This window comes from Tissierellales bacterium, from assembly GCA_025210965.1.
Classification (GTDB): domain Bacteria; phylum Bacillota; class Clostridia; order Tissierellales; family JAOAQY01; genus JAOAQY01.
In genome coordinates this window covers 1-20,172 of the sequence record JAOAQY010000054.1, presented here as the reverse complement: position 1 = coordinate 20,172, position 20,172 = coordinate 1, and the positions used below count along the sequence as shown (strand labels likewise).

The window sequence follows — 20,172 nt, the reverse complement described above, 5'->3', positions numbered from 1 at the left end:
CCTGCCATTGCAAATGTTATGACAGCCATAGATATGAGATATTGCCATCCAATACCGTTATCCTCTCTGAAAAAATTTCTTATCGAATCAATATTACCGTCAAATATAGAGTACATTATCAAAAATCCAGTCCATATAAATCCATTTAACACTAATGATATGAAGAAATTTGGATTTCTAATAACTTTTCTTCTCTCATATAGTGAATAACTTCTCAAAACACTCATTCTCTCGAAGTTATTACTAGATTTCTTTTTCTTAATGCTACTCGACTCATTTAAATTTACTGCTCCACCTAAATAAAGTTTTTTGGCAACTGCAATAAATACAAATATAGAAATTGCTATAACTAATATAAATCCTATCATATATGGGATTCCTATTAATTGATTGTGATTTACCAAACCTTCCTTTAACAATCTCATATCTGGCATGTATTTTATCCAATTATATTTAGCTTCAAATGATTTTACTATATCAACAAGCCCAGTTTCTCCACCATCAAATGCATTGCTTGATCTGAGCCATATATTGACACCTATACCTATTGCCAATGACATAAATCCTGCAAATCCTTTGAATAGATCTTTGTTGTGAAATTTTTTAGAACTGGACATTATAATCATAACCAATATAGATGTGATTACCAATGTTACTATCGGCAATCCTAGAAATCCTATTATGCTGTAAATAAGCAATTGAATAGTAAAATTATTTATCAGATTGACAATAATAATTGGTCCTACAATTATTCCCAATATAGTATAAGACAATTTTAATAATGTACAAAATTTAGCTAACAATATTTCATGGGGTTCTACTGGCAAATGAAAATAGCTCTTTATATCATCTGCAAAGTAGAATGAACCCATTATTCTAAGAACATTGAAGAAAAATACCCAGAAGCTACCAATCCCAAATCCAAATATTAATAACATATCTGATTTACCAATATTTTCTAACAATCCATAAACGCCCATCAGCACACTGAACCAAAGAAGTACAAATGGAATCATTACTATAGCAAATATTATACTAATAGATAGAGTCTTAGCTTTACTCATTTCTTTAGCGGCAAGTCTAGCTTTCTTCATTACCCTATACAAATTCCAAAATCTTTTAAAACTATTCTTCATGATCTGTCATCTCCAAGAATATTTCTTCTAAACTTCCATCTTTTCCAAAATTCTCTCGCATTTCATTCAAATCACCTGTAAATAATATTTTGCCGCTATCAATTACTGCCACTCTATCGCAAATTTTCTCTGCTACTTCTAGTACATGAGTTGAAAATAACACTATGTTTCCCTCATCTGCATGTGCTCGCATCTTTAGCTTTAGATTATGTGATGCTTTTGGATCAAGTCCTGTCATAGGTTCATCTAATATCCATACTGATGGATTATGTATAAGTGCGCCTATAATCATCATTTTCTGCCTCATACCATGAGAATAAGATTTGATTTTATCATCTAGTACCTCTTTCATAGAAAACATCTCTGACATTTCTTCTAGTCTAGATTTTCGCTTTTTTTCATCTACATCGTATAAATCTGCCATAAAATTTACAAATTCTCTGCCCGTCAGCATCAAAAATTGATCGGGACTATCCGGTACAAATCCAAATTTCATTTTTGTCTGTCTAGGAGCTTCTATTATAGACGTTCCGTTTATCATCACATCGCCCTGACTTGGAGATAATCTTCCTGTAAGCATATTCAATGTTGTAGTTTTGCCAGCTCCATTTGGACCTAAAAAACCAAAAATCTGTCCACCTTCTATATCTAAATTCAATAGGTCGACTGCTGTCTTATTTCCGTAGCTTTTTGATATCGATTTAAATTCTATTTTTGTCATATTTCAATCCACCTCCAACAATATTCTATTCTTTTTTTTAACTTGTTTCAAGCAAAAAGAGCTATTCACTTTTAGTTTTAACTTCAAACTAAATGCAAACAGCTCTTTATTTCTATTTTTGATTATATGACTTTAGTGGATTCTCTATTATTGGCTGAGATACCGACATTTTTTTGATATCCCATTTTCCATCTAAATACTGCATAGTCAAATCAACTCTAGATATTCTATCTACATGTGAATCACCACATATTGATGTAGATGTCATAACTTCTAGTGTTTCATCTCCATTTAAATCCACTAAATTGAATGTTTTTAAACCATCTGTCCAAGGTTCTACTTCTTTTAATAGTTTACCGTCTTTGTCATATATTTCTGATTCTATATACTGATCTTTCTTAGCAGATAAATCCAATACTATGGTCTTTTTGATGTTTAAAAACTCTATCTCGGCTTTAAAATCATCTATATATTTTCCTTTTATTTTGACTAATTCATGACCTTCGCCGTCTTTTAGTATATATTTCGGATTTGCTCCATCAAACGATACTACACTCGAATTCACGGTTCCACCACTACCTCCATTTTGTAGTGATATTGCTACATCATTTATGTGATTTCCATCAAAATCTCCAATTTTAACAGTACCATCATAACCTCCACCAACAGGCACCAATTTCAAGGATTTTGTCTTACCATCTTTTACAAGTATGTTTACTTTAGAGTGATAAACGTCCTCTTTTGTTTCTTTCTGACCTAATATTATTATATTGTCATCTATATTGTCGCCAGTTACATCAATTTCTTGTTGTTCCATGACATAATTAGTTCCAGTCAATCCTTTAATTTGTTCTTTAAATACATCCCCTACCTTATAAGCTGGCGATGTATTTGCGTATACTACACCTGTACTAAGAACAGCCGCAGCAGCAAGTCCTACTATAGTTTTGTACATAGTAACTCTCATGGCAAATCCCCCTTTATTCTTCTCTCTATATAAGAATACACTTATCCACAACCCTTTTAGTAACAGTGTTCTGACAAGATCATGACAAAACAGTTACAATATTTCCACAGTCTTTATATTTCATGAAATGAACCTGTAAAATTGAATCAATCATCGTTTTATGGTATACTTTAAAAGAACATACATTCGGTTGAAAGGAGTTTTTTTATGACGCGCTGGACATCTTTAGGTCATCGTGGAGATCATACTGAGGATATTATAAATATGACAAATGAAATATATGAAAAACACGGATATGCCCTTATGAAAAAAATCGCTACTCCAATAAAAGTTACAAAAATCGCTAATGGAAAAATACAAGAAGGGTATTACGAAGAAAAATCAACTGTGGATTATGTCGGAATCATACAAGGTACTGCAGTTTGTTTTGATGCAAAGGAAACTAATCACTGCTCTCTTCCTCTTCAAAATATACACAAACATCAAATAGAATATATGCAAAAATTTAGAGCCCAAGGTGGCATTTCATTTATATTATGTTATTTCAAAAGATTCAATGATTTTTTGCTCATACCACTTGAAACACTTGAGCGTTTCGTAGCTATCGCTGATGATGGTGGACGCAAATCTATTCCATACGATGTACTAGATAAGAATTTCAGCATACGATTCAATGAAGATGGGACTCTATCTTATATAGAAAAAATTATATTGTACATGGATTGTTTAAAAGATGATGATTTTAAATTCTAATAAAAAAAGAGGTAGCCGATGTATAAAACGGCTACCTTTTGTATTTTATTTATTAAAAAACATCTTTTCTGATTATAGTTTCGCTTCTCTTTGGTCCTACTGACACGATATCCACAGGAACCCCAGTTAATTCTTCTATTTTTTCAATATAATCTTTAGCATTTTGTGGAAGAGCTTCATAAGTTTCTGCACCTTCCATTTCCTCATCAGTCCAACCTGGCATCTCAATATAAACTGGCTTGTACTCTGCCAATTGTGCCAAACTAGCTGGGAAGTTGTCTATCTGCTCGCCATCTTTTTCATAACCAACACAAATTTTAATTGGATCAAAACCACCAAGTGTATCCAACTTAGTAAGTGCAAATGATGTAAATCCATTAACTCTATGTGAATACTTCATCATAACTATGTCTAACCATCCGCAACGTCTAGCTCTACCAGTTGTTACTCCAAACTCATGGCCTTTTTCTCTTAGCATTTCTCCAGTTTCATCCAATAATTCTGTAGGGAATGGACCTTTTCCAACTCTAGTAGTGTATGCTTTTATAATTCCAACTACTTTATTTAATGCAAATGGGTTAACTCCTGCACCAATTGCAACACCTGATGAAATTGGATGAGATGATGTTACATATGGATATGTTCCATAGTCTATATCCAAGAAAGTTCCCTGTGCACCTTCAAATAGTATTTTCTTTCCAGCCTTAGATGCATTGTCAATTAGTATAGATGTTTCCATTATAAATGGCTTAATTTCTTCCATGTAACCCATGTACTCTTTTACTATTTGATCTTCATCCAATGCTTCTGATTTATATACATTAACTATTAATTCGTTTTTTGCTTTAATATTCGCTCTAAGTTTTTCTTCAAAAAGAGCTGGTGTATAGTAATCACACATGCGAATACCAGAACGCTCAACTTTATCTATATAGCAAGGTCCTATACCTTTGTGAGTTGTTCCTATTTTAGATGCTCCACGTTTTGCTTCTTTAAGCTCGTCAAGCTTCATGTGATAAGGCATTATTATATGTGCTCTATCGCTAATTCTCAAGTTCTCTACAGAAATGTTTCTTTCTTTTAGATATGCGATTTCATCTAAAAGCGCTTTAGGATTTACAACTACTCCATTTCCTATAATCGCTAACTTTTCTGTATCAAAAATTCCAGATGGAATTAAGTGTAATTTGTATGTATTTTCTCCTATGATGACTGTATGACCTGCATTGTTACCACCTTGGTAACGAACAACCATATCGGCTTGTCCTGTCAAATAATCGGTCATCTTACCTTTTCCTTCATCGCCCCATTGTGATCCTACTACAACTAACCCAGACATATTACCTATCTCCTTTTTAAGTGAATTTAGCACCCTCTTTAGCGAGGGCGCTTATCCTATTCGTAATTTCCCGAACGAACACTGTTATTTTATCAAAGTTATTTGTGCAAGTCAATCTTTTTTACGAATAAATTTTGTATTTTTCTTTCCTTTGTTCGTATAATTGTATATCTAATTTATCGAGACTTATGCCGTCCCACCCCCATTATCAAGTGGCTTGACTTTTTTACCATCCATATGTTGTAGTTTATCAACATGTTTTTTCCACATATCCACAACATCAAGGACATCTGTTCGATTTTAGGCTGTTAATAACTCTGTGGATAATCCAAGGCCTATGTGGATAATATTCGTCAAGAGCTTAACATCTCCATTGTCAACACCATTTATCGTATCTATCAAACGTTGAAACCAAGCCATTTGTTCGTATTGTCCACAATTTTCAGGCATTTCTCAACATTCGCAAGATTTGCTTGGGGATAATTTTATGTTTTTATGGATTTTTTCATAAATTCAAATCAAAAAAACGACTATTAGCTTTCAAAAAAAAGCTAATCTAAAAAGATTAGCTTCCCGGTAGTTCTAAATTAAGATACTTTGTAAATTGCCCCATCCAAGCAAGTTTTATAGTTCCAGTTGGACCATTTCTCTGTTTGGTAATGATTAATTCACCAATATTTTTATCTTCTGAATCGGGATGATAGTATTCATCTCGATATAACATCATAACTATATCTGCATCCTGCTCTATAGCTCCTGATTCTCTAAGGTCTGACATTATCGGTCTATGATCAGCACGCTGCTCAGGTGCACGAGATAACTGTGATAAAGCTATCACTGGACATTGAATTTCTCTCGCAAGTCCCTTCAAACCTCTAGATATCTCTGATATTTCTTGCTGTCTATTATCTGATGAACCACCGCCACCACTCATCAACTGCAAATAATCAATAAGGACTATATCTAAACCACTCTCTATTTTGAGTCGTCTACATTTTGCCCTTAGTTCATTTAGTGTAATACCTGGTGTGTCATCTATATAAACACCAGCTTGAGATAGTGGACCCATAGCTGAGGCTAGTCTACTCCACTCTTCTTCATCTAATTCTCCTGTAAGTATCTTTCTAAGTTCGACATTAGATTCTGAGCTAAGCATCCTTTGAACCAATTGTTCCTTACTCATCTCTAGACTAAATATGGCACATTTATATCCACCTTTTAATGCAGAGTTTTGAACTATATTTACTCCTAATGCAGTTTTACCCATTGAAGGTCTAGCCGCTAAAAGTACCAAGTCTGAACGTTGAAGCCCAGATGTCATCCTATCTAAATCTATAAATCCAGTAGTAAGTCCTGTTATCTCACCACCACTTGCTGCCATCTTCTCTATATTTTCAAGACTTAATAGCAGTATTTCTTTTATGTGAGAAAATCCGTCATTGCTCTTCTTTTGTGTTATATCAAATATATTTTTTTCAGCAAGTTCTATTATAGTATCTATATTTTCAGAATCTCTATACCCTTCTGCTATTATCTGATCTGATGCTTTTATCAATCTTCTAAGTATAGATTTTTCCTCAACGATTTCACAATACGCTTTCATATTTGCCGTAGTAACTACTCCATCAACCAAATCACTTAAATAGTTAATGCCGCCAATTACCTCTAAGAGATCTCTTTTTTTGAGCTCCGCCGATAAGGTGATTAGATCGACTGGCTCATTCTTCGCATAAAGTGAAAGTACCGCGCTATATATTTCCTTGTTAGAGTTTTGATAAAAATCATCTGGCTCTAACATCTCACTTGCCATGACAATAGCCTCTTTATCAAGTAGCATAGATCCTATAGCGGATTGCTCTGCTTCTAAGTCATGGGGCGGGATTTTCCCTAACATTTGTAATCGATCTTCCATCTCATCACCTATCGTCTATTATTTAATTTCCTTTACGTGTACCTTAAGAGTTGCCATTACTCCTTGGTTCAATTTTATTTGTACCTGAGTAACGCCTAGTGTTTTTATGTTTCCACCATCAATTGTCATTTTTCTCTTATCCACTTTAATTCCATGTCTTTTTTCTAATTCTGTTGCAATTTCTTTTGTAGTTATAGATCCAAAAAGCTTTCCATTATCTCCAGCTTTACTTAAGAATTCGAATTTTAAATTTTTGATTTCTTTAGCAAGAGCTTCTGCTTCTTCTTTTTCCTGTTCCTGTCTTATTTCTGCGCCTTTTTTCTTATTTTTCCACTCTTCTAAGTTCTTTTTAGTAGCTTCTTTTGCCAATCCTTTTGGGAACAAATAATTTCTAACATACCCATCTTTTGAATTAACTACATCTCCTGCTTTTCCCATACCTTTTACGTCTTTTATTAAAATTACCTTCATCAGTCTTCTTCCCCTTCTCGTATATATTTTTGAACTGCGTCAATAAGTAGCTCCTGAGCTTCTTCTAAGCTAACTTCTTTCAATTGAGCTCCTGCTACTGTAAGATGCCCTCCACCGCCAAGTTTCTCAAGTATCAATTGCACATTGATATCTCCGTAAGAGCGACCACTTATATATATAGTTTCATCATAATGTACCAATACAAATGATGCACCAATACCTTTGATTTTAAGCAAATCATCAGCAGTTTGAGCAGCTACTAAAACTGCATTTTTGCTATCAAGAACGGCAGCTGCCATAGCTATTTTATCTAATATAATTTCAGCATTTTGAGTAAGCTGCGCTTTTAATTTCACTGTGTCTATGCTATCTTGGAACAATTGACGAACATCTGTAGTGTCTGCTCCAGCTCTTCTAAGATACGAAGCTGCTTCAAATGTTCTCACTCCAGTATTGAATGTAAAATACTTAGTATCGACAATAACACCAGAAAGAAGTGCTTCTGCTTCGATTTTGTCTAATTTAATTTTTTCTTCAAAATAAACTAATATCTCTGTTACTAACTCACAGGTAGATGATGCATATGGCTCTAAATATAAAAGTATAGGATCATCTACAAACTCTGAAGTTCTTCTATGATGATCTATAACAACTCTTCTATCTATTATGTCCAATAGCTCTGGTACTTCTACTCTACTTGGTCTGTGTATATCTACTATAACACAAAGCGATTCCTTCTTCGCTCTATATATAGCCTCTTCTGGAGTAATGATAGCTTTAAAAAGTTCCGGTGATTCTTCCTTTATTTGCTTATATATATTCTCTATAGCCGGATTTATACCATCTATCACTATATATGGTTTTCTTCCAGTTGCCATAACTGCACGATATATTCCTATTGCAGCGCCAAAACAATCCATATCAGGTATCTTATGTCCCATTATAAATACTTCTTCTGATTGATCGACTAATTGCTTAAGTGCATGAGCTATAACTCTAGCTTTTACCCTTGTTCGTTTCTCTAATGTTTTTGTTTTACCACCATAGAAACTAAGTCTCTCTTTATCCTTTATAACTACTTGATCTCCACCACGCCCTAGACATATATCTATTGCTGCTTTCGCATATTCAAAAGCTTGGCTAGAAGCTCCATTTCCTATACCAATTCCCATACTTATAGTAACTGGCAGTTCATTTCCTTCATCTATCTCTCTTATGATATCTATTATGTCAAATTTACGCTCTTCTAGAATACTCAAATAGCGGTTTTCAAATACAATCAAGTACTTGCCTTTGTCATATCTTCTAACAGCCGCTTCTATTTCTGTTCCAAATTCTTTTATACTTTGCTCTATTTTAGCAACTAATAGTGGTCTGTGTAACTCATCTGTTCCATTTATGACATCATCATAATTGTCTATCTGAATTATACCTATATTTGTCTTTTCATCTTCATATTGAAATACCATATTCTCATATTCTGTTGCATCTATCCAATATGTCATGAGAACTTTACTCTCATCATCGCCATCATCTTCTTCAGCAGCAATCCAGTTGTAGTATACTTTGTAAACTTTTCCATTGCAATGAAGTCTAGTCATTCTATCTTCCTGCTCTTTTTCATCAGAAAATTTTCCAAAATCAAATTCATCAACTATGCCGCCTAGCTTCATTCCCAATATATCAGCAGATCCTATCATTTCTTGAAATTTGGGATTATACCAACTAATTTTTCCATCAGATCTAATCAATGCTAGTGGTACAGGTAGATTAAAAACCGCATCTTGAGTAACATAGTCAAACTCATTAGACAATCCTTCTATATACTTAGCTATAGCTCGTCTCCTGTAGTTATTCGCCTTAACATGATAGTAAATCAAAACTGCTAGCAAAATAGCTCCAATAGCTCCTACCAAGAAGTTATATGCCATTATTATCAAAGTAAAAAACGCTATAATCCATAAATAAGCACTATCACTGAGTTCTAAGAGCCGTTTAGCTCTGCTTTTCTTAGTTTTCATTACGATCACCATTTCCCATCTTTTTGATTTTTCTAAAGTCAACTATGACATCAATCAATCCACAAAGAGTAAATACATAAGGTGTAAATAAAAATATGAATCCCATAAGTATTATCTGCACAGCCTTAGGAATAGGCGATCTTCGAATCAAATACAATCCTACACCAGTTCCCTGTAAAAATAATACTGAGCTTACTAACACTACTACATTCCAAACCAAAGCTTCATAATGTATGAAGTCTAATTCACCTACTACAAAAATACCCATTGTTATAACCAAAAAACCCAGCAATACGTTATTTGGCAATGCAAATCTTTCTAGTTTTGGTACCGATCTTCTCTTTATTTGCATCTTTCTTAAAATTACTATAGATCCCCAGAAACTACAATATGTAAGAAGAAAAGATATCATAATTATTGCGCTTGGAATTATTAAAGCTTGAATGTGAGCTGTTTGTTCTAGATTTTCCATAAATAACTCATGGTCAAACATAAGCATTCCCTGTGCTCTTAGTTCTTCTGCCATTTGTATAGTCAATTCTTTTGAGCTATTTATAAAATCTCCAACTACCTCTGCAAAGCTAACTCCAGTTATAAACCACAAAGCACCCATCATCGCTACAATAGTAAGTACTGTAATCAAACAAGTCAAACCAAGTATCGTAGCACTAGAGAATTTTCGTTTCTCTGACACTACCAATCCCGTTCCAATTGCTAAAGTAATCAGCGACATGCAAATCACCAATATCGGGTCTATGAGCGTAGTAGCCACTAATGCCGATGCCACTAACGCAATCACACTTGACTTCAAACTATTTTTTATTCCCAGCACAATAAATGGCACTGGCAAAAACAACAATACTATCGGAATATACAAAATACCTATAGTGGATAATACAGCCATCACAGCAGCCATCAATGCGGTTTCAGTCATTTGCATCGTGTTTTTACTTAAATTCAATTCCGTCACCTCCATGGTGCATACAAATAAATTTCCTAGTCCATTTAGTAATTATCAAAAGCCTAGGGTTTCAAGCATATTATATCAAATATAATTAATTCTGCAAAGAAATAAAAAAACGACTTCGCTAAAGCGAAGTCGTCATAATCAATCTTATTCAGCCACGTATGGCAATAATGCAACGTGTCTAGCTCTTTTGATAGCTACAGTAAGCTCTCTCTGGTGCTTAGCACAGTTACCACTGATTCTTCTAGGTAAGATCTTACCTCTATCAGTAACATATTTTCTAAGTATATTAGTGTCTTTGTAATCTATAACTTTTTTGTCAGCACAGAATACGCAAACTTTTCTTCTTGATCTGAATTTTCTTTTACCGAATGCCATTATTTTCCCTCCTTCTTAAAATGGGATATCGTCATCATCAATTGGTTCAAATCCATCTGGCAATTGATCAAACCCTGAATTAGAAGGCTGACTGCTAGGTGCATTTGAGTATTGACCTTGTGGGCTACCCGCTCTAGATGATGCGTTGTCCGACCAGTCAATGAATTGAACTTTGTTTGCTACAACTTCCGTGGTGTATACCTTTTGGCCTTGAGCATTTGTATAAGAGCCTGTTTGAATACTACCCTCAATCGCTACTTGTCGTCCTTTTGCTAAGTAATTAGCGCAGTTTTCGGCCTGCTTACCCCATACAACTATGTTGATGAAATCAGCAGTGGATTTCCCTTGAGCTTGCATTTCGCTTTTCTTCTCTTTAGATAATCCTTTGTCGACAGCCACCGTAAATCTAGCTACAGCTCGTCCATTACCTGGCAAAAATCTTAGCTCTGGGTCTCTTGTAAGTCGTCCTATTAATATCGCGACGTTCATATTATCACCCCTTTGCTACTATTTTTCCATTTTTAGTGTTAAGTTTCTTAATAAACCATCTGTGATGTGAGCGATACGATCAACTTCTGTAAGAACTTCGTTGTTAGCTTCGTATTGGCATACATAGTAGTATCCCTCTTTGAAATCATTGATTTCGTAAGCTAATTTTCTAGTTCCCCACTCGTCGATTTCAACAGTAGCACCTGTTGCTTCGATTACATTTTTCATACGATCGAATCTAGCTACTCTCTCCTCATCAGATAAGTTTGGAGCGAAAATAAATACTGATTCATATTTTCTCATCTAACTTCACCTCCTCTTGGTCTTGCGGCCCTCCTAAGAGAGCAAGGATCATTGTAGCGTAAAACACGCTAAACTGGATGAAGCAAATGCTCCATCCAGCAACAATCTTCGTAATTATATCATATAAAAACCTCTATTACAAGTTTTTTATAACATTTCTTTGATAGCTTCTGCTAATCTCTTTATACCTATAACAATACGCTCTTCATCCATATTAGAATAGTTAAGTCTAAGTGTGTTTTCATGTCCACCATTAGGGAAGAATGAACCACCTGGTACGAACGCTACGTTTTTCTCAATTGCTTTTACTGCTAATTCTCTAGCATTAATAGACTCTGGAAGTTCAACCCAAGTAAACAAACCACCTTCTGGATAAGTGAACTCTATTCCTTCTGGTAATTCTTCTTTTAATGTCTTCATCATAAGATCTCTTCTCTTACCGTAAACTTCTTTAATCTTTTCGATATGCTCTTCTATACTATAAACTTCTAAGAACTTAGCTAATTGCATCTGTGAAATAGTGCTAGCTTGAAGATCGGCACCTTGTTTAACCAAGATATACTTATTCAATACCTCTGGCTCTGCACAAACCCAACCAATTCTAAGACCTGGACACATAGTTTTAGAGAATGTTCCTAAGAATATTACTCTTCCCTCTGTATCAAAGCTCTTAACTGATGGTGGAATTTCACCTTCAAAACGAAGTTCGCCGTAAGGATTGTCTTCTACTATAGCAATATTGTACTCATTAGCAAGCTCAACTAATCTCTTTCTACGATCAACGCTCCATGTTCTTCCTGTTGGATTTTGGAAATCAGGAATAACATATGCTACTTTTACGTTGTCATTCTCTTTAAGTATCTTCTCTAATTCATCCATTTTCATACCATCTTTATCTGTTGGCACTTCAATGAATTTAGGACCATATGCTTTAAATGCATTTATTGCTCCTAAATAACTAGGGCTTTCACATAGAACTATGTCATCTTGGTTGAAGAATACTCTAGCTGTAAAATCCAAACCTTGTTGTGAACCATTAGTTACAAGTACATCTTCTTTTTTAGAATTTATCTTTAAAACTTCCATTCTTTTAACAATTTGCTCTCTAAGTGGATCATATCCTTCTGTTGGTCCATATTGAAGCGCTTTTTGTCCATTTTCATCTAATACCATATCAGTCACTTTTTTCATCTGCTCTACTGGGAACAATTCTGGTGCTGGTAGTCCTCCTGCAAATGAAATAATTTCTGGCTTTTGAGTTAATTTCAATAACTCTCTAATCTCTGATGCTTTAATTTTTTCCATTCTCTTTGCGTAATTCAATCCCATTATTGACACCTCCGAAGAATTAGCTCAATAAAATACTGAGCCTAGTAATAGTTAATTGCAATACTATTAAATTGCATTTCGCTTTAAACCTCTATCAAAAGGATACCCCTACCCTAATTAACTAGTTAAATCACTCTAGATTAGATAGCTATAAATAAAATTACTCAGCTGATTGAAGTACTTTCTTTATTCTTTTCTCAAGTTTGTTTCTAGGAACCCAAACTTCATGACCACAACCTAAGCATTTTATTCTAAAATCTACTCCAGTTCGAAGTATTTCCCACTCTTTACTACCACATGGATGATTTTTTTTAAGTTCAACCTTGTCTCCTACTTCTAATTTCATTGGCATAATACTCACCCTCTCAATTATTTCTCTATGCCTATTATAACATAATTCAGAGACTCTGCTAATATATCCACGCTTTAAATTCATTTGTAAATCGCAATGTATAAATATTCTTTCTTTTACAAAACAAGTAGAATACTTCCACTAAAATTGTAACAAATCTATTCAAACTTATCAATATTAAAATCGAAAGAAATGAGTTTTTCATCAAATTGGTATCGGTTTCAATCGATAAATTTATAACAAAGTTAATTTTTTGAAGTTTTGGTGAATACTTTTCTCTGCATATCAAAAAATCGACCTTAATAGTCGATTTTTCTAGCTGTTTTCTTAAAATTTTCTTTCTTTATCTCATATATACCTTCTATTGCCAATTCTTGCTTTTCAATAATTTCTTTAACTACATCAATCTTGTCAATCTCAAATCTTATAGACAATCCACAACTTGCTGTAATCTCTCTTGGTGTCGGTATAGTTTTTATAGCTAAATTAGCTTCTTTAAAATACTTCTCGCCTCTGATTGCATGATGCGTAGATTGAAATGTTACTACATTGAATAATTCACTACTCATAATTCCACCTAAATTCTAATAGTATTTCCGGCTGCTTTTAACGTCTCTACTATAGTGTACATGTTAGACACTTCACCGACCTTAAGTTTATCAGCAATATCAAAATAATTCAAGCATGTTCCACACGATATGATTTCTACTCCAGCCTCTTCTAGTTTTTTAAGATCTTCTATCGAATCTGAGCCTTCTACCGTTAATTTTACACCAGCATTGTAAAATAGAACTGCTTTTGGATAAGGTTTTGATTCTGTAAGTGTATATATAAATCCCTTCATGAGAATTTCTCCAAGTTCTTCTGAACCACTTCCCATGATATTTGTTCCTATAGCTACAACTTCATCTGACAATTCTTCATTTGAAACACTTGTTATTACCGCGCCTTCCTCAGTCTTTATATGTACCTTGTAATCCTCATCTACTTTTTCTACTTCTGTCTCAAAACCACTATTAGCTGCCAATTTTTCCAAGTTTTTTACCGCAACTTCATTATCTACTATTGTAGTTATAACCCCGCCTAATGCTTCATCAAATGCTTTCTTTGTAAGAATAACAGGTTTTGGACAAGCCATTTTTCTTGCATCAATTGTCTTATTCATAATTCTACCTCCTAAGTACCAAATCTGTCTTTAGCTCTCTGCTTCCTATTATATAATAAATCCATGTCATTTGTGCATTTTGTGCTATTAATTTTTTCTATGCACTTTCATTTGCTATAAATTTCTCTAATAATAATTCCCAAACGCTTTATCAATATTATTAATATAACCTTTAACTTTTTTAATATTATATTTGACTTTTTGAATTTCTAGTTATATAATTAAAGTATAAATAAAGATTATTAATATTTTATAGGAAGGAGTGATTATGTGGACTCAATAATTAAAATACTAAATGATATTGATTCACAAAAATTAAGTGTTGCCGATGGGCTTATAGCCATCAATTCAATTTCTCCTGAAGTAAAAAAACAAAAAAGAGCTCGAAAGATGAAAATATCTGTAGTTGATGAAGGTAAAAGAGTCAGAATACCCGCTATGCCATTTTGGTTTTTATCTATCTTCTGTAAATTTTCTCTAAAATACGGGAACAAAAAGCTAAAGAAATCCTGCAAAGAAGACATTTTTGATTCTGATGAAGATGCAGAATTTTTAAAATCGAGCTGTGACATAAATCTTGATAATATAACAAGCGCTGATATAGACCTCTTTTTAAAAGAACTCAGGAACTTTGGATCCTTTACTTTCGTTGATGTCTATGATGGCGAAGATAATACTAGCGTGAAAATTGATTTGATTTAAGGAGGTTTTTATTATGAAAAAAGAAATTATAGGTAGATGTCCAGTATGCGAACACGAGTTAAAAGTTACTGAATTGCATTGTAATTATTGCGACACTACTATAAAAAGTGAATTTGAACTTTGTAAATTTTGCAAATTACCTAAAGATCAATTACTATTTGCAGAAATTTTCATCAAAAATCGTGGAAACATAAAGGAAATTGAAAAAGAATTGGGTATCTCTTATCCAACGGTTAGAAACAAATTAGAGTCGCTTATAGAATCTTTAGGCCATAATCCTAAATATGAATCAAAAGTAAACAAAAAAGAAATTCTTGAAAAATTAAGTAGTGGCGAAATTTCAGCTGAAGAAGCAGTTAAATTATTAAAAGATTAACGGAGGTGTCTTTATACCATGAGTAACGAAAGATTAATGATATTGCAAATGCTAGAAGATGGAAAAATCAATAATAAGCAAGCTCTTGAGCTTTTAGAAGCACTTGATGAAGATATATTATCTTCTAAAGTAAATCTTGAAAAAAACACTAAAACTAACGATGATAATCTAAGTTCTAATGGTTATAGTATAAGTTTCGATGATGGCTCTTTTGAAAAATCAGATTTTGAAAAAAATGATCAAAATTCGGATTCTCAAAGTGAACCTACTTTAGAAGAAAAATTTGAAAGATTCGGCAATGAACTTGGAGAATCCTTAGAAAATTTAGGTTCTCATCTAGAAAATTGGGGCGACTCTTTTGGTAAGAAAATGGAAAGCTGGGGCGATTCTTTAGATAAAGATCTAGCCAACAATGCAAAAAACTATGGAAATAGTTTTACTAATGCTTTTAAGAATTTATTTAACTCTGCTACTCCTTTTTACAAATTCGAAAGCAGAGAGCACTTTGATGTACTGGAAAATGATGAATTGTACTTTGCTGCTTTTAACGGAAAAATAAATGTAAAGGCTTCTCCTGACAGTAAAGGTCATATTAAAGTTTTACTATCTGGATCGTCTGAATTAGAAAATCCATCTAAATCTCTAGACTACTTTGTAAATTTCAAGAGAGAAGATAATGGACTTCATTTCGAACCAACTTCAAATGCTATAAAGGGCTGCGAACTAAATATAGAACTTCCAAAAAACAGTCTAAAAAAATTACATCTAATAACTAGCAACGGAAAAATAGTTATCGAGAATATATCTGCCAAGAACTTAATATGTACTTCTTCTAATGGCAAAATACAATTATATAATATCAGCGGTTCTTCATTAATTTGTAAAACTTCTAATGGTCGAATAGTTACTGAATTAGTACACTTTACAAACCAAGATTTGAACACTAGTAACGGAAAAATAGAATGCAGTCACTTTGACTACGCAGCTTTAGAAACATTGGCACTAAAAACTTCTAATGGCAAAATAGTACTTGATATGCCTCCTCATCCAGCAAAGCCATATTCTATTGATTTAAATACTTCTATGGGTAAATTAGACTTAGGCGACTTTGAATGGATTACGGACTATGAAAAAAGAACAAGTTTAGGACTTAAACATTTCAGAGGTAGTAGCAAAGGCTTTGATGTCTCTAATGCTCATGTTACAATACTAGCTAAAACAACAAACGGTAATATAATTTTAGAATAAAGGAGATGTATTTATGGCTGCAAATGAAGAAAAATTATTGATTTTAAAAATGATTGAAGACGGTAAAATTTCATCTACAGAAGCTCTTGATTTACTTGAAGCTGTTGATTCAAAATCCGTAGATTTAACTAAATCTAATGGAAATGTTAAATGGCTTAAGGTTCGCGTAACCGAAGGTGACAAGACAAAAGTAAACGTCAATATTCCTGCATCTCTAGTCGATGTCGGATTGAAAATAGCTCAAAAAATGTCACCTGAAATGAAAGAAGCTCATCTAGATGCTATCAATTTTGATGAAATTGCAGATGCTGTAAAAAATGGAGCTGAAGGAAAGATAGTCGATATATATGACGAAGAAGAAAATCAAAAAGTCGAAGTCTTCGTAGAATAAGAAAAGAGCTGTTCGAAATTATTTTCGAACAGCTCTTTTTTAAAATGTCCAGACTGAATCTCCTATACTATTAAAAAACTTCCAAATCAAATTGTCATAATAAAATGTCGGTCCTAAAGTGGATTCATTTATAGCCATAGCTATTGTCCCTTCTGGTGCAAATGTAACAAATGGTGTCATTATAAGGCATAATACGTATACTAGCATTACTCCCTTTATTCCTCCAACTATAACACCTGCGAACTTATTCATCTGTTTAAGTATTGGCAATTGTGCTGCGCTATCTAGTATCTTCGAAACTACAAATATCAAAAATTTTACTGCCACAAATATTAGTATTATACTAACTAAGTTGAAGAAGAGCTCCACAACTCCATGAGAAACACTAGGTGTTTGGGCTATCATACCACTTTGCACCTGTGCTCTAGCTCCTTCCTTTATTCCATCTGGCAAGTTCATACCATTAATAATATGGTTTGTTCCCCCCTGTGAAAATAGCTCTCCGACATATTTTTCAAGCGCTTTCCTTAAATCTCCAAATAAATCAGTCGAATTCATCATGAAATTTGCCAGTACCGGATAATAAAGCTTTGCTACTACTAATGCTATTATATAACTTAAAAAATTAAGTGTAAGTACTATAAAGCCTCTAAATAACCCTTCTACTGCACTTACAAGTATTATAACTACTATCATGATGTCAACTATCGATAAACCATTAATCGTCATATTCATCTCCTCCTGTCCACTTATAGCTCTCTTTGATCAATTGCAATCTATCTTTAAACACCAATAACACATTCGAGTAATTATCCTCTGTTTTATATACCCTTGAATCAAAGTCATATAGTCTTAGAATTTGATTCATTCCATCAATAAAATACAATCCCTTTTCTCCGCAATAAATCAACCCGTCTTCTAATGTGATAAGTTCATTTAGCTCGTCTTCTACTCCAAGTTCTGTAACTATCTGTTCGTTAAGAGAAACTTTTTCAACACTAGTATTCTTGCCATTTGCTTTTTTTATAAACACAGATTCCATTTCATTTTTGTCAAAAGTACAATCTATGGTATCTTCTATTATCGGATACTTCCAAATCTCTTCATTTTCACTCATATAGCGTAAATATTCATCGCTGTATAGTAAGAATCCATCTCTATCTATTTCCTCTAATTTCGTCAATATTTCCCTTTCATAGCTTTTTTGATACTCTATCTCACCATTTGCACCCATTATATATAAATTACTATACAAATTTTCTCTTCCTAGTCTCAAAGTTAAAGCATAATTTTTATTGCCGAAACTCCCCATTTTCACTATTTGCTCCTCATTAAATTGCTTGTCAAATTTTGGAGTACCACTTTCAGAATCTACTACTAGACCTATACTAGACATTTGTCCTTTTTGAATTATTATATAAAGTTTTCCATCGTCTTCTTTAACATATTGAACTAGCGCATCAAAATCTGTTGACCAAGTTAGTTCTCCGCTATCTAATTCATGCTTTTCTATAATTCCCTTACTATTGTACTCATAATATGCTTCTTTTCCAAATACTATATTCTTTTGCATACGATCTGCTTTCCACATCTGCTTCCCTGAATAAGTTCTCTTTTCTACTGTCTTGCCATCTGTCATCATGAAAAAAGTAGATGCCAAATAATAATCGCTCTTGTATGCATCTTTCATCTCAATCTCATTAGTTACAACTAATACCTTTTCTCTTCTAATTCCAAATTTCCAAAATACAATAATTATCATTGCAATTATGATTAACAATAAAATCCAGCGACCAAATTTTATTTTTTTCACTTCATCACATCCATAAATTAATTTATAACTTTTCACAATGCTACCTACTCTAGTATTATACCATTATTAATTACTCCTACCAACATTCTCGGTAAATAACTACTATATTACAAATTAAATCACTCGTGAACTTCCTTAATTGTATATTCATAGTGCAATTTTTAGTATGTCACATTGTTCACAAATTATTAACGGTTACGACATTGACTTTTTATCCAACTTTAGTTAAACTAAATATTGTACAATTTTCATGTTAGTTATTACATATGGCATAGACATTAATCATGATGTCATATATAATTATTCTAGTGTTTTATCGCATTTTGTATACATGATTAGAAAGAAGCGTTCATTTTTTCGATAAATTTTGTAATTAATTTGTAATTTGACTTGAATTTACATTGTTTTTGCGATAAAATAGATTGAAAGTTAATTTAAATTTGGGTAAAGTAAATGGGAGGTAAATTATGAGCAGACCACAAAGAACTGCGGATGAGATTCGTTCTGTCAAGATGAATATCATTCTAAAAACAATTGAATTATTTCAAAGAGAGGGTATTGAGTCAATCAGCGCTCGCAAAATTGGTAAAGAAGTTGGCATGACTGCAGCTAATCTTTACAATTACTTTGAAAACATGGAAGAAATCATTTATGAGGTGCAAGAGCATTGCTTAAATTCTTTCACTGGTTTCATGGAGAAAAACTCTGGCAAATCTGGAAATGCTAAAGAAGATCTTAAGAATGTTTTCATCGCTTACATCAACTTTGGTATTGAAAATCCAGATATGTACAAATTACTTTTCGGTACAAATACTGAAATGTTCTTAAAGAATAAGCGTCATGGTATGAAGGGTCAATTAATCATCACTCCAGAGAGTGTTATCGATACTATGAAGCAATTCACTACTGATGACAAATCATTAGAAACAGCAACTTACCAACTTTACATCATCGCACACGGTGTTGTTGATAGCGTTAATAACGGTATCATGAAAAACTTAGTTGGTGAGCAAGATGCATTCTTAAAAGAATTTATTGACAAAATTGTTGCAACTTATACTAAATAAGTTCGCATCTAAATAGAAAATCGCCTTCGGGCGATTTTTTTTGTTTTAAAAATTTTTTGTATAAAACATTTCAGTATAAAATTTTACGCACAAAAAAACTTGCAAAATCATTTGCAAGTTTTAATTTCGAAATCCAGCGACGTCCTACTCTCCCAGGCCGTCTCCAGCCAAGTACCATCAGCGCTAGAGGGCTTAACTTCTGTGTTCGGTATGGATACAGGTGTTGCCCCTCCGCCATTGTCACTAGATTCTCTTTTTGAAAGTCTTGAACT

The 20,172-nt window shown here is 33.3% G+C and carries 24 protein-coding genes and 1 rRNA gene; 6 read left to right on the top strand and 19 right to left on the bottom strand.

Annotation, left to right across the window (positions count from 1 at the left end):
- The 3 genes from N4A40_03995 to N4A40_03985 all read right to left on the bottom strand — a co-directional run.
- Positions 1–1,136, bottom strand: a 1,136-nt coding sequence (locus N4A40_03995) for a hypothetical protein (protein ID MCT4661000.1), incomplete at its 3' end; no start/stop codon positions are given.
- The gene (locus N4A40_03990; protein ID MCT4660999.1) at positions 1,126–1,857 is read right to left on the bottom strand and encodes an ABC transporter ATP-binding protein; all 732 of its coding nucleotides are present in this window, start codon (positions 1,855–1,857) and stop codon (positions 1,126–1,128) included. The genes N4A40_03990 and N4A40_03995, both read right to left, overlap by 11 nt.
- Before the next feature lie 112 nt (positions 1,858–1,969).
- Complete coding sequence (locus N4A40_03985; GenBank protein ID MCT4660998.1) at positions 1,970–2,824, bottom strand: hypothetical protein; 855 nt, start codon at positions 2,822–2,824, stop codon at positions 1,970–1,972.
- Positions 2,825–3,031: 207 nt separating this feature from the next.
- Between N4A40_03985 and N4A40_03980 the strand changes: the two genes are divergently transcribed.
- A complete protein-coding gene (locus N4A40_03980) occupies positions 3,032–3,577 on the top strand; it encodes a Holliday junction resolvase RecU (protein ID MCT4660997.1) in 546 nt (181 codons plus the stop codon).
- 52 nt (positions 3,578–3,629) lie between these two features.
- Here N4A40_03980 and N4A40_03975 read toward each other — a convergent pair whose 3' ends face one another.
- The 13 genes from N4A40_03975 to yedF form a co-directional block, all read right to left on the bottom strand.
- Positions 3,630–4,916 (bottom strand): adenylosuccinate synthase, encoded by a 1,287-nt coding sequence (locus tag N4A40_03975; GenBank protein ID MCT4660996.1) that lies wholly within the window; start codon positions 4,914–4,916, stop codon positions 3,630–3,632.
- A gap of 300 nt (positions 4,917–5,216) precedes the next feature.
- Positions 5,217–5,366 (bottom strand): hypothetical protein, encoded by a 150-nt coding sequence (locus tag N4A40_03970; GenBank protein ID MCT4660995.1) that lies wholly within the window; start codon positions 5,364–5,366, stop codon positions 5,217–5,219.
- A 115-nt stretch (positions 5,367–5,481) separates the two neighbouring features.
- A complete protein-coding gene (gene dnaB / locus N4A40_03965) occupies positions 5,482–6,810 on the bottom strand; it encodes a replicative DNA helicase (GenBank protein ID MCT4660994.1) in 1,329 nt (442 codons plus the stop codon).
- Positions 6,811–6,846: 36 nt separating this feature from the next.
- Complete coding sequence (gene rplI / locus N4A40_03960; GenBank protein ID MCT4660993.1) at positions 6,847–7,299, bottom strand: 50S ribosomal protein L9; 453 nt, start codon at positions 7,297–7,299, stop codon at positions 6,847–6,849.
- Entirely contained in the window at positions 7,299–9,320 is a 2,022-nt protein-coding gene (locus N4A40_03955; protein ID MCT4660992.1) for a DHH family phosphoesterase, read from the bottom strand. Before N4A40_03955 ends, rplI begins: the two co-directional genes overlap by 1 nt.
- A complete protein-coding gene (locus tag N4A40_03950) occupies positions 9,310–10,281 on the bottom strand; it encodes a YybS family protein (GenBank protein ID MCT4660991.1) in 972 nt (323 codons plus the stop codon). Before N4A40_03950 ends, N4A40_03955 begins: the two co-directional genes overlap by 11 nt.
- A gap of 153 nt (positions 10,282–10,434) precedes the next feature.
- Positions 10,435–10,665, bottom strand: a complete 231-nt coding sequence (gene rpsR / locus N4A40_03945; GenBank protein MCT4660990.1) for a 30S ribosomal protein S18 — start codon at positions 10,663–10,665, stop codon at positions 10,435–10,437.
- A gap of 15 nt (positions 10,666–10,680) precedes the next feature.
- Positions 10,681–11,154, bottom strand: coding sequence for a single-stranded DNA-binding protein (gene ssb, locus N4A40_03940; protein MCT4660989.1), 474 nt, complete (start codon positions 11,152–11,154; stop codon positions 10,681–10,683).
- Positions 11,155–11,172: 18 nt separating this feature from the next.
- Positions 11,173–11,457 carry a 30S ribosomal protein S6 gene (gene rpsF / locus N4A40_03935; protein MCT4660988.1) on the bottom strand — a complete coding sequence of 95 codons (285 nt, stop codon included), beginning with the start codon at positions 11,455–11,457 and terminating at the stop codon, positions 11,173–11,175.
- Between the two features lie 147 nt (positions 11,458–11,604).
- The gene (locus tag N4A40_03930) at positions 11,605–12,786 is read right to left on the bottom strand and encodes a PLP-dependent aminotransferase family protein (GenBank protein ID MCT4660987.1); all 1,182 of its coding nucleotides are present in this window, start codon (positions 12,784–12,786) and stop codon (positions 11,605–11,607) included.
- A 160-nt stretch (positions 12,787–12,946) separates the two neighbouring features.
- The gene (locus N4A40_03925) at positions 12,947–13,138 is read right to left on the bottom strand and encodes a DUF951 domain-containing protein (protein MCT4660986.1); all 192 of its coding nucleotides are present in this window, start codon (positions 13,136–13,138) and stop codon (positions 12,947–12,949) included.
- Between the two features lie 299 nt (positions 13,139–13,437).
- On the bottom strand, positions 13,438–13,707 hold the full coding sequence (locus N4A40_03920; protein MCT4660985.1) for a DUF3343 domain-containing protein: 270 nt from the start codon (positions 13,705–13,707) through the stop codon (positions 13,438–13,440).
- Positions 13,708–13,715: 8 nt separating this feature from the next.
- The gene (gene yedF, locus N4A40_03915) at positions 13,716–14,303 is read right to left on the bottom strand and encodes a sulfurtransferase-like selenium metabolism protein YedF (GenBank protein MCT4660984.1); all 588 of its coding nucleotides are present in this window, start codon (positions 14,301–14,303) and stop codon (positions 13,716–13,718) included.
- Between the two features lie 270 nt (positions 14,304–14,573).
- Between yedF and N4A40_03910 the strand changes: the two genes are divergently transcribed.
- The 4 genes from N4A40_03910 to N4A40_03895 are packed head-to-tail and all read left to right on the top strand — an operon-like array spanning position 14,574 to position 17,020.
- Positions 14,574–15,005, top strand: a complete 432-nt coding sequence (locus tag N4A40_03910) for a hypothetical protein (protein ID MCT4660983.1) — start codon at positions 14,574–14,576, stop codon at positions 15,003–15,005.
- Positions 15,006–15,018: 13 nt separating this feature from the next.
- Positions 15,019–15,381, top strand: a complete 363-nt coding sequence (locus tag N4A40_03905; GenBank protein ID MCT4660982.1) for a DUF2089 domain-containing protein — start codon at positions 15,019–15,021, stop codon at positions 15,379–15,381.
- Positions 15,382–15,399: 18 nt separating this feature from the next.
- On the top strand, positions 15,400–16,629 hold the full coding sequence (locus N4A40_03900; GenBank protein MCT4660981.1) for a DUF4097 domain-containing protein: 1,230 nt from the start codon (positions 15,400–15,402) through the stop codon (positions 16,627–16,629).
- A 13-nt stretch (positions 16,630–16,642) separates the two neighbouring features.
- Positions 16,643–17,020, top strand: coding sequence for a hypothetical protein (locus N4A40_03895; GenBank protein ID MCT4660980.1), 378 nt, complete (start codon positions 16,643–16,645; stop codon positions 17,018–17,020).
- Positions 17,021–17,059: 39 nt separating this feature from the next.
- Here N4A40_03895 and N4A40_03890 read toward each other — a convergent pair whose 3' ends face one another.
- Positions 17,060–17,749, bottom strand: coding sequence for a CvpA family protein (locus N4A40_03890; protein MCT4660979.1), 690 nt, complete (start codon positions 17,747–17,749; stop codon positions 17,060–17,062).
- A complete protein-coding gene (locus N4A40_03885) occupies positions 17,739–18,869 on the bottom strand; it encodes a hypothetical protein (GenBank protein ID MCT4660978.1) in 1,131 nt (376 codons plus the stop codon). Before N4A40_03885 ends, N4A40_03890 begins: the two co-directional genes overlap by 11 nt.
- Positions 18,870–19,300: 431 nt before the next feature.
- Between N4A40_03885 and N4A40_03880 the strand changes: the two genes are divergently transcribed.
- Entirely contained in the window at positions 19,301–19,900 is a 600-nt protein-coding gene (locus N4A40_03880; protein MCT4660977.1) for a TetR/AcrR family transcriptional regulator, read from the top strand.
- 131 nt (positions 19,901–20,031) lie between these two features.
- Here N4A40_03880 and rrf read toward each other — a convergent pair.
- Positions 20,032–20,148 (bottom strand): 5S ribosomal RNA (gene rrf, locus N4A40_03875).
- Positions 20,149–20,172: the final 24 nt, after the last annotated feature.